Genomic DNA, 9,753 nt, shown 5'->3' with positions numbered 1-9,753 from the left:
CTTCCCATCCCGAACAGGACCGTGAAACGATTACGCGCCAATGATAGTGCTGCAACCAGTGTGAAAGTAGGTTATCGTCAGGCTTTTATTCCGCATACCCCCATACAAGTAATTGTGTGGGGGTTTTGCTTTTGCGAAAACGGAAACAGAAAATTAACTATCAAACCTAAGACCTCTCAACACTGAGGCACAGAGACACAGAGATTCACTGAGAAAGGCGAGAACGGCAAAAGGACAGCAAAAACATGCGAACTTCTCTGTTTTTACTCTGTGCCTTTGGTTTCTTTATTCTAGTTCACCGCACGGCCCATCGGCCAACGACGCTGGGCTCCAGCCTGCGATGGAGCGACGGGGTTTAAGCTAACTCCCTTATCATCTGATGGCTGGTTACCAGCATCGCTGCTCAACTTGCTGGATAGTTCAAGCCTTTGCATCTGCATGCACACATTTCAACGGTGAACCTTTAAACCGCCGCTCCTGTGCAGGCAGGAGACTACCGGGCCTGGCGCTCCAGCGGTTTTCGTCAATTAATGTCGATGCTCGCTTGAGCATTTGCATTGTTGGGAGATTAAGTCTGGCGACACGACTTCAATTTGCCGGTTTTTATTCAGGAGGCAATACTAATGCCCTGGATGTTGCAAGTGATACTATCGTGAGAGCAAGCTGCTTGTTTAGAATGCCATTCAGAAACAGAGTGGTTTGCAGTGCAACTGAGGCATGTTTGCCACTTGTCAGTAGAAGCTTACCGTTAATCGTGAAAGTATTGATGCGTGCAGGCAATCATATATGATGATCAAATATAAGGTGAAAAGAGTATGAACATGCAAAAATTTAAACTGCTGCATTCGCAACATGGCTTCACCATGCTAGAGCTATTGGTCGTGGTTGCTATCGTCGGCATCATTACATCTATAGCCTTGCCAAATTACAGGTCTTTCCTTGTCAGTAATCGCAGCGCTACAAATGCAGCTCTTTTGCATGGTGCGATTACACATGCGAAAACCTTGGCAGGGATTAGTGGTGCAGTAACGATATGTAAAAGTGAGAATCCCGATGCTGCCACGCCAGCGTGTTCAAATGTGGTCAGCAATGGTTCGAACACAGGTTGGGGCAGTGGCTGGATACTTTTTCAAGATAAAAATGCCAATGGTCAATATGATGCTGGTGATACCCTGGTGAAGGTGCAGCCAGCTTTGTTTCTTGATGCGGCAGCAGGCTCCATTATTCCAGTGCCAGCTACTCAATCTATTACAGTTGCAGGTATAGCCGGAAATCCTGTTAGTGGCCCAGCTATGTACTTTTATGTCAAGCCGCCAGATTCTTATATGGGTGCTACCTATGATCGCTACGTTTGCGTTTCTATCTTAAAAAAAGTCAGCGTAGTAAAGACTTTACCTTGTCGTGATTGAGGCGTCCATGAAACAATTTATTTTCAATAAGCAAAAAGGCGTCTCGATGGTGGAAATCGTCGTAGCCATGGTGGTCCTGTCGATAGGTCTTTTGGGTGTGGCTAGCTTGCAGGCGAATACCTTGAAATATTTAAAAGCCTCGAATTATCGCTCCGAGGCCAGTCAGGCCGTATATGAAATCGCAGACCGCATGCGCGCTAATGCCCAGGCGATCAAGGATAAAGATACTGGTTTTGCTCCTAATTTTTATAGCTATCAAACCGCATATAGTACAACCATCGCAAGTTTGCCAATAGTCCCAGTATGCGCTGTACCTATTAATTGCACGGCCAAGGAGGTTGCAGATAAGGATGTAGCTGAGTGGCTCAGAAATCTTGGAACGCGCATGAATGGTGGTGCTGGCAACATCACGCAGAATGCGAGTGGTGGGTATGACATCTATGTAATGTGGAAGGAAGTGAATTTCACTGCGCTTGACCCTTCATGTCCGAATGGCACTCCGCCGTCGCCAGGTGCTGGCATACGTTGCATAAAATTAAGTATTACACCTTAAGCGAGGCGAATGTGAGCGGTATTAATTTAAAGTATTCCCAGGGGCGGTCCTTGGTTGAATTGATGATAGCCATGACAATTGGACTCATCATTTCTCTGGCCGTGACTTCATTGTTTGTGAATAATTCTCAAACTTATAAGATTTTCGATGATAAGTCAGTCATGGAAGAAGATGGCAGGATGGCGTTGAATATGATTGCTTATCATATTCGTATGGCGGAAACTGGGCCGCAAAAAAATACTGGTGCTCAAGTTGCCGCTGGCGGAGGTGTTTCGTCTTATGATCAGAATATTGAAGGAATATCAGGCTGCAGTGGTGGCTTCATTTCGCCTCTTGTGCCTGCTAGCCCTGTTCCGGCTGTTAACCCGGTTCCTTGCAACCTATCTACAACTGGTCCTGATAGTCTTACAGTACGCTACATTGTTGATGTGGATAATTCTAATGCGGCGGCAGCATCAGCTGCTGCTCCAACTGACTGTCTGGGACAGGCAGTGCCCCAAACTGTCAAATTTCCTACAACCGATTCAAATTACACAGTAGAAAATCGTTATTACATTGTGACGAATTCTTCCACTGGGCGAAGTGACTTATATTGCGCAGGAAATGGCGGCGTTCCAATTGGCACTGCTTTTTCGGCAGGGAAGCCGATTATGGAAAATGTCATTGATATGAAGATAGTTTATGGATACGACCAGCAAAATAAGCAATCGGTAAATAGTTTTTTTAATGCAGCTGATCTGATGGCACCAACGGTTCCAGACCCTGTTGGTGAAGCTGACCCCTTGCCTGGTGATCCGCCTATAACGAAATGGGCACGTATTATTTCAGCCAAAATATGTTTGGTCATGCGCTCTGAAAATGGTGGCTTGGCACCTAAACCAATGACTTACACTAATTGTTCTGGCACCGTTGTTACTGCGCCGGATAAGCGCTTGTACTCGACGTTTACTACTGTAGTCGGCATACGTGGCCGTGTTCCTGGAAGATCATTATGAAAACATTACACAATTCTCAAAAAGGCTTTGTCATGTTGACAGCCATGGTATTTCTTTTGGTTTTAACGTTACTGGCGCTCACTGCGGTGCGCAGAGCAACGCAGGGCGAAAACATAGCAAAAAACATGGGGGAGCAAAATATCGCTTTTCAAACCGCAGAGACAGCCTTGCGATATTGCCAAAAAGAAATCGAGCAAACTCTTGCTGGTGATACGTCGTTACCGTTAGCGACATCGCAAACTGCTTTGCACGGAGTACCGATTAATCGTTATACAGGTGGGGCACCAGAATTTTTTCTACCAGATCTGTGGAGGACTAAAACTAATTTGGTAGCAAAGGGTTATAAGCTGCCAGCCAATACGATAGAGAAAGTTTCGGATCAACCCCAATGTATTATTGAAGAGTGGAGGAAGCCAACTTCACAAGGTTTCACCAGGAAGAAAAATGCGGGCACTGGAATTATTACAGCTTTCGTGACGACTGTACGAGCCCAAGGCGCTAATGCGAAGTCGGTGGTATGGCTGCAGCAGACATGGTTCCCCGGCGGTAACTAGTATTTGCTCAATGTCACTCAAGCTAAGTTAAGTAAATTGAAGAGGGTATCATGACGAATAATCTAAGAAAACCAATCAGCTATTATTTGATCTGTGCACTGGCTGCACAGTTTGGCTGGTCTGCTTCTGCATATGCAGGCATTTCACAAATGCCACCATTGGTGAAGCCTAATGTACCACCAAACATTTTTTATACGCTGGATGATTCCGGCTCCATGATGTTTGAGATGTTGCCAGACAACATAGCAAGGACGGGGAATAACGACACATCGGGCACTGCGTATAATAATTACTGTACTTCTGGTGATGATTGCTGGGTAACCAGCGTGTTTCCAAGGCCTGCTAATATTTATAATATTTCCGGTGACTACAATCAGGATAATCGTGTGGTTGTCGGTTTTAATCACAATATTACCGTAGCTCGCTGGCGTTCTTCAGATGTCAATAAAGCTTATTATGATCCCAAGGTTTTATATGTGCCTTGGGCAAAACCTGGTGGTGGACAAATGGACCCGGCCAATCCGGCTGCGGCTTTATTGAACCCCGTTGCTCCTAACGGTGGCACTAATACAACCACCATGAATTTGACGCAAAATCAAACCTTTGCTGCTGGTTACGCGGCTTGGTTGAATGATGCGGCGAATGCCTATGATACTAACGCCCGCACTATATTCCCGGCTTTGTATTACATTTACAATCCTGGTGGAAGTTGCAATAAAAGCACCTTGTCTTGCTATACCAGGGTAGAAATTAAAGCAGGTACCAGCCTGCCTCCTAAGGCACCAGCCAGGACAGATTGCACTGCGGCTACTTGCACAATTGCTCAAGAGCAGCAGAATTTTGCCAACTGGTTCCAATATTATCGTTCACGCATTCTGGCTGCGCGTGCTGGTACAGGACTGGCATTTGCCAAGCAAAGTGCGACCTTGCGGGTAGGCTTTGGTACGATCAACACCACAGGAACTGTGATTAACAGGGTTTCTGACGATTTTACTGATCCCAACAAAACCGCCTTTTTGAACACCTTGTATAAGCATAGAATGCCAGCGTCAAGTACACCTTTGCGCAAGGCAATTGATGAAGTTGGGCAGTATTTCAGGAACAGGACAGTCAATGGCCCATGGCAAACACAATATGGCATTGGTGCAACCACGACTCAACTGACATGCCGCCAGAATTATAATATTCTGATGACCGATGGTTATTGGAATGATGCTGCCGCTGGCGGTGGCCGCACTCTCAATTACGATGGCACGGCTGGTCCTACTATCACAGGGCCTAATGCAACAACTTATACCTATAATCCGGCGAATCCAGTTGGACCTTATGCAGATACATTTGCTAATACACTGGCAGATATCGCGTTTTACTATTGGTCGCGTGATTTGCGTGATGACTGGGGGCCTGAAAAGAAAAATGTACCGGTATCCGGAGCGGACCCTGCTTTTTGGCAGCATTTGGTGCATTTTACAGTGGGCCTGGGGGTGGCCGGGAATTTGAATTATCCTGGTGATTTGCCCGCTTTGACTGCAGGAACCAAGCAGTGGCCAGATGGCGCATCAAATCAAATTGATGATCTTTGGCATGCAGCGGTCAATTCACGCGGCAAATTCTTTAGTGCGTCCAATCCTACAGAGTTTTCTGCGGCACTGGAATCGTCGCTGAATACGATTTCTGAGCGCATAGGTGATGCGGCTGCGGTTGGTACTTCCAGCAATACCGTTCGTAGTGGTACTAGTTTATACACTTCTAGCTATCGCACGTCTGACTGGTCTGGCCAGATTGTCCAAAGGCCACTGGACGTAAATGGTAATTTGACGACGGCAGGTTGGGTTGGTTCGGTACCAGCATTTTCTACAAGAAAAGATAAGGTATTTACCTATGTTGATGCGACGGCTAAAGGGAGAAAGTTTGACCTGTTGAATTTAGCTGTAGCTGATCAGGCTTATTTCAATACTGAAGCGCTGACCTATTTGCCTGCAAACTCAGTGACAGGGGCTAATATAGTTGACTATATTAAAGGCGGGCCTGACCTGGGGGGGATTTTGCGCCCACGTACCCAGGCGTTTGGTGATTTTGTAAACTCAGCACCGCAATATCTGAAAGAAGGCGAAGATGATGGTTATGATTTCTTGCCTTCCACTGCTCCAGAAAAGGCTAATTCGTATACTGACTTCCTCACATTTAAAGCTGGTCGCCCATCCATGGTCTACATAGGCGCTAATGACGGCATGTTGCACGCACTTGATGGTGCTACCGGTATTGAGAATTTCGCTTATGTTCCTAAGGGAGTTATGAGCAAATTGCCTGAGCTTTCCAGAACAACATATGGGCATAAATTTTATGTCGACGGCACCCCTACTTTGGGTGATTACTGGAATTCAGGATGGAAAACTGCATTGGTAGGCACAACAGGTGCTGGCGGTCGCTCAGTATTTGCTCTTGATGTGACAAATCCAACTAGCTTTGCACAAAACAATGTTTTATGGGAAATCACTTCAGCTGATGATGCTGACTTGGGGTATACCATCGGTAATGCACAAATTGGCCGTATGCCAAATGGCGATTGGGTAGCTGTCGTTGGAAATGGTTACGAGAGTGGGAATAAACATGCAGTCTTGTTCTTGATCCGTCTTAAAGATGGGCAGGTAACCAAAATTGATACTGGTGTAGGTAATGCAGTGACGCCAAATGGATTGTCTTCTCCTACCTTGCTGTTCAATGTTGATTCGACCATTAAGGCGATTTACGCCGGCGACATACAGGGTAATTTGTGGAAGTTCAATGTTACCAGTAGTGGAACCTCTGTTGCGTTCTCGGGAGTACCGTTGTTCAGAGCTGTACGTTCAACCAAAACGCAGCCAATTACTGTGCCACCTGATATTACTCCCCATCCTAGAGGCGGTATGCTGATATTGTTTGGCACTGGGAAAGTTTATGAAACAGATGATGCCTTGAATACTGACGTTCAATCCATCTATGGTGTGTGGGATAATACGGGGGTAGCAAGTGTTACAGCGAGCGCTATTACCGGTAGTCAGACTGCGTTGCAAAAACAAACGTTGACCGCTACTGGAAGTAGTTATACGGTTGATAATAAGCCTATGGATTACAGCGCGAAACGTGGTTGGTATATGGATCTTGATACCACGCTTTCTACAGGAGAACGAATTACCATCGAGCCACAAGTGTATTTTGATGAAGTCATTTTTACGTCTATCATTCCCGCTGGTGCAACTGATACTTGTTCCTCTGACGGCAAATCAACGACTTTTATCTTGCGTGCCTTGACAGGCGGTGTCTTCCCTTATCCAGTATTCGATACAAATGGAGATGGTAAGGTCGACTCTTCTGATACGTTGATTGCAGGAAAACAAGGAACTTTGACCTTTGGTACTACGATCTTGAAAAAGGGAAATAAATCAATAATTTATCAACCGCCATCTTCTGGATCTACGGATGCGAATGGACCAAAACCAGTTCAAACAACTTTTTCTCAAGGGGATGTACCAGCAACCCGTGTTTGGAAACAATTGCTTCGCACAGATTAAGAAGTTCAACAGATAATTAAGTAGAGGTGTTACGTGTTGCCACGAAAAACTGAAAAAGGTTTTACCCTGATAGAAGTCATGATTGTTGTCGTGATATTGGCACTGATAGGTGCAGTTGCTGTGCCTTCTTACCTTGACAATGTAAGGAAGGGGCGACGGAATGACGCAAAAGCCAAATTGACAGAAAATGTGCAGTTTTTGGAGGCTTTTCTGGCAATTAATGAAAAGTATGATGTTGATAAAGGAGGCACGGCTGTAGCATTGCCAATTCTGGTTAGTCCCGCTGGCGCAACTGGTGGGAATGTTGACTACAATATTAGCTTTGCTATACCGACGACACCAACAACGTACAGAATCCAGGCTGTTCCAGTCAATAAGATGGCTGGAGATGCCTGTGGTACTTTGACTATTGACAATGCAGGTGCTCGCACAGCTTCAGGAGCACTTGGCATGGCTAATTGCTGGTATAAATAAGCTTTTTATCTCAGCTTTTCCTGACCTCTTGTATCGCCTCGGCAAATTCGGATACATCCTCAAAGCTTTTGTAGACAGAAGCGAAGCGGATGTAGGCGATTTTGTCGAGGCGTTTTAATTCGCGCATGACCAGTTCACCCAGGTGGCCGGACATGACTTCGCGCTCTCCGCTGGACAATAATTTTTCTTCTATTCTTTGTATGGCTGTCTCGACTGCCTCGGCAGATACCGGGCGCTTGCGCAGGGCCAGCATCAGGCTGGCGCGCAGCTTGGCGGTTTCATATTCTGTACGGCTGCCATTTTTCTTGACGATGACGGGCATCACAAGTTCTATGCGTTCATAGGTGGTAAAACGCTTGTCGCAATCAGCACAGCGGCGACGGCGACGTATGACATTGCCTTCTTCCGAAACGCGGGTGTCGATGACCTGGGTATCATCATTGTGGCAAAAAGGGCATTTCATGTTTAATGTGCTCCATTGGTTTTTATAATTGATTTTATAATTGCCTGATACAAAAAAGCCACTCAAGCGAGTGGCTTTTTATTGTGCTGCCTGATACTTAAGCCTTGCTTTGGTTAAATCTCTTAAGCTTGATGAATCTATTACGCTTGATAAACAGGGAATGCATCAGTCAATTGTTTGACTTCAGCTTTCACACGTTCTATCGTCGCTGCATCATGCGGATTGTCGAGTACATCAGCAATCAGGTTACCCACTTTAACAGCTTGTTCTTCCTTGAAGCCACGGGTAGTGAAAGCAGGGCTACCCAGGCGTATACCGGAAGTCACCATAGGTTTTTGCGGGTCATTCGGAATGCCGTTCTTGTTGCAAGTCATGTGGGCAGAGCCCAGTATGGCTTCCGCTTCCTTGCCTGTCAAACCTTTAGGGCGCAAGTCCACCAGCATGACGTGCGATTCAGTGCGGCCGGAAACAATACGCAGACCACGTTCAGTCAGGGTGTTTGCCAGGGCAGCAGCATTCTTGACGACTTGTTCCTGGTAAGCCTTGAACTCTGGTGTCAACGCCTCTTTGAACGCAACTGCTTTACCAGCGATAACATGCATCAAAGGACCGCCTTGCAAACCAGGGAAGATCGCAGAATTGATTTTCTTGGAAATCGCTTCATCATTCGTCAAGATGATACCGCCACGTGGGCCGCGCAGGCTCTTGTGGGTTGTGGATGTGACGACGTCCGCAAAAGGCACAGGGTTAGGATACACGCCAGCCGCGATCAAGCCAGCATAGTGGGCCATGTCGACCATGAAGTAAGCGCCGATTTCCTTGGCGATTTTGGAGAAACGTTCAAAGTCTATGCGCAAGGCAAATGCAGAGGCGCCGGCGATGATCAGTTTAGGCTTGGTTTCACGCGCCAGTTTTTCCATGGCGTCGTAGTCGATATCTTCTTGCTCATTGAGGCCATAAGACACGACATTGAACCATTTGCCAGACATATTCAAAGGCATGCCGTGGGTCAGGTGACCACCTTCAGCCAGGCTCATGCCCATGATGGTGTCGCCTGGATTCAGCAAGGCAAAGAACACGCCCTGGTTGGCTTGTGAGCCGGAGTTAGGCTGCACATTGGCGAAATTGGCATTGAACAATTGCTTCAAGCGATCAATGGCCAGTTGCTCGACCACATCCACATGCTCGCAACCACCGTAGTAGCGCTTGCCTGGATAGCCTTCAGCATATTTGTTGGTCAACTGGGAGCCCTGGGCTTCCATGACGGCTGGGGAACAATAGTTTTCAGAGGCGATCAACTCGATATGCTCTTGTTGACGGACGTTTTCTTTTTGTATCGTAGCAAACAGTTCTGGATCTACGTTGGCGAGGGTATGATTTTTTGCAAACATGGCGGTTCCTGATTATTCCTGTTAATAAACAATGATTGTTGTTAATGAGGTGTCTGAAACGGATAGGGGCAGCCTCATTGCTTTTACCATCAGGCTACCCAGGCGCACGGCTGGAGTCAGATTGACTCCGAAATCTCACGCTTCCCGATGGATCTCCATCTTGGGCCAGGATGCTTGCCCGTCTAACAGGGCAGATATGGCCACTTCGCCAGTCACGTGAGATGAAATGGTGCAAGGATTTTACGTGATGGCGTTTGAATGGGCAAGTGTCAGCAGTGGTATAGTAAAAATTAATTTTCACACAAGTATTGACCTGAAATTTTTAGCTTCCCGATATTGGATGACAAAACCACTTAAAATAGT

At 46.4% G+C, this 9,753-nt stretch carries 9 protein-coding genes and 1 riboswitch; of the genes, 7 read left to right on the top strand and 2 right to left on the bottom strand.

Annotated features, from left to right (window positions below; translation table 11 throughout):
- The 7 genes from DFR42_RS29560 to DFR42_RS22480 form a co-directional block, all read left to right on the top strand.
- Nucleotides 1–186, top strand: a 186-nt coding sequence (locus DFR42_RS29560) for a hypothetical protein (RefSeq protein WP_211324395.1), incomplete at its 5' end; no start/stop codon positions are given.
- A 635-nt stretch (nt 187–821) separates the two neighbouring features.
- On the top strand, nt 822–1,409 hold the full coding sequence (locus DFR42_RS22505) for a GspH/FimT family pseudopilin (protein ID WP_170133639.1): 588 nt from the start codon (nt 822–824) through the stop codon (nt 1,407–1,409).
- Nucleotides 1,410–1,416: 7 nt separating this feature from the next.
- A complete protein-coding gene (gene pilV, locus DFR42_RS22500) occupies nt 1,417–1,962 on the top strand; it encodes a type IV pilus modification protein PilV (RefSeq protein WP_110257290.1) in 546 nt (181 codons plus the stop codon).
- Nucleotides 1,963–1,973: 11 nt separating this feature from the next.
- A complete protein-coding gene (locus DFR42_RS22495; RefSeq protein WP_170133638.1) occupies nt 1,974–2,957 on the top strand; it encodes a PilW family protein in 984 nt (327 codons plus the stop codon).
- Nucleotides 2,954–3,511, top strand: coding sequence for a pilus assembly PilX family protein (locus DFR42_RS22490; protein WP_110257288.1), 558 nt, complete (start codon nt 2,954–2,956; stop codon nt 3,509–3,511). The genes DFR42_RS22495 and DFR42_RS22490 overlap by 4 nt, the downstream gene beginning before the upstream one ends.
- A 50-nt stretch (nt 3,512–3,561) precedes the next feature.
- Nucleotides 3,562–7,062 carry a pilus assembly protein gene (locus tag DFR42_RS22485; protein ID WP_110257287.1) on the top strand — a complete coding sequence of 1,167 codons (3,501 nt, stop codon included), beginning with the start codon at nt 3,562–3,564 and terminating at the stop codon, nt 7,060–7,062.
- 33 nt (nt 7,063–7,095) lie between these two features.
- On the top strand, nt 7,096–7,536 hold the full coding sequence (locus tag DFR42_RS22480; protein ID WP_211324394.1) for a type IV pilin protein: 441 nt from the start codon (nt 7,096–7,098) through the stop codon (nt 7,534–7,536).
- A 10-nt stretch (nt 7,537–7,546) separates the two neighbouring features.
- On the opposite strand, the gene nrdR is transcribed toward DFR42_RS22480, so the two are convergent.
- Together nrdR and glyA are read right to left on the bottom strand one after the other, a co-directional pair.
- Nucleotides 7,547–7,999: a transcriptional regulator NrdR gene (nrdR, locus tag DFR42_RS22475; RefSeq protein ID WP_110257305.1), complete on the bottom strand. Its 453-nt coding sequence runs from the start codon at nt 7,997–7,999 to the stop codon at nt 7,547–7,549.
- A 140-nt stretch (nt 8,000–8,139) separates the two neighbouring features.
- The gene (gene glyA / locus DFR42_RS22470; RefSeq protein ID WP_110257286.1) at nt 8,140–9,390 is read right to left on the bottom strand and encodes a serine hydroxymethyltransferase; all 1,251 of its coding nucleotides are present in this window, start codon (nt 9,388–9,390) and stop codon (nt 8,140–8,142) included.
- An 89-nt stretch (nt 9,391–9,479) separates the two neighbouring features.
- A riboswitch (ZMP/ZTP riboswitch) is annotated at nt 9,480–9,616 on the bottom strand.
- Nucleotides 9,617–9,753 lie beyond the last annotated feature (137 nt).

This window comes from Undibacterium pigrum (assembly GCF_003201815.1).
Lineage (GTDB): Bacteria > Pseudomonadota > Gammaproteobacteria > Burkholderiales > Burkholderiaceae_D > Undibacterium > Undibacterium pigrum.
This window is presented reverse-complemented; position numbering and strand designations above follow the sequence as displayed.

Coding starts and splice junctions, on each gene's coding strand:
- DFR42_RS22505 (WP_170133639.1), top strand. CDS start 822: ATGCAAAAATTTAAACTGCTGCATTCGCAACATGGCTTCACCATGCTA.
- pilV (WP_110257290.1), top strand. CDS start 1,417: ATGAAACAATTTATTTTCAATAAGCAAAAAGGCGTCTCGATGGTGGAA.
- DFR42_RS22490 (WP_110257288.1), top strand. CDS start 2,954: ATGAAAACATTACACAATTCTCAAAAAGGCTTTGTCATGTTGACAGCC.
- DFR42_RS22485 (WP_110257287.1), top strand. CDS start 3,562: ATGACGAATAATCTAAGAAAACCAATCAGCTATTATTTGATCTGTGCA.
- nrdR (WP_110257305.1), bottom strand. CDS start 7,999: ATGAAATGCCCTTTTTGCCACAATGATGATACCCAGGTCATCGACACC.
- glyA (WP_110257286.1), bottom strand. CDS start 9,390: ATGTTTGCAAAAAATCATACCCTCGCCAACGTAGATCCAGAACTGTTT.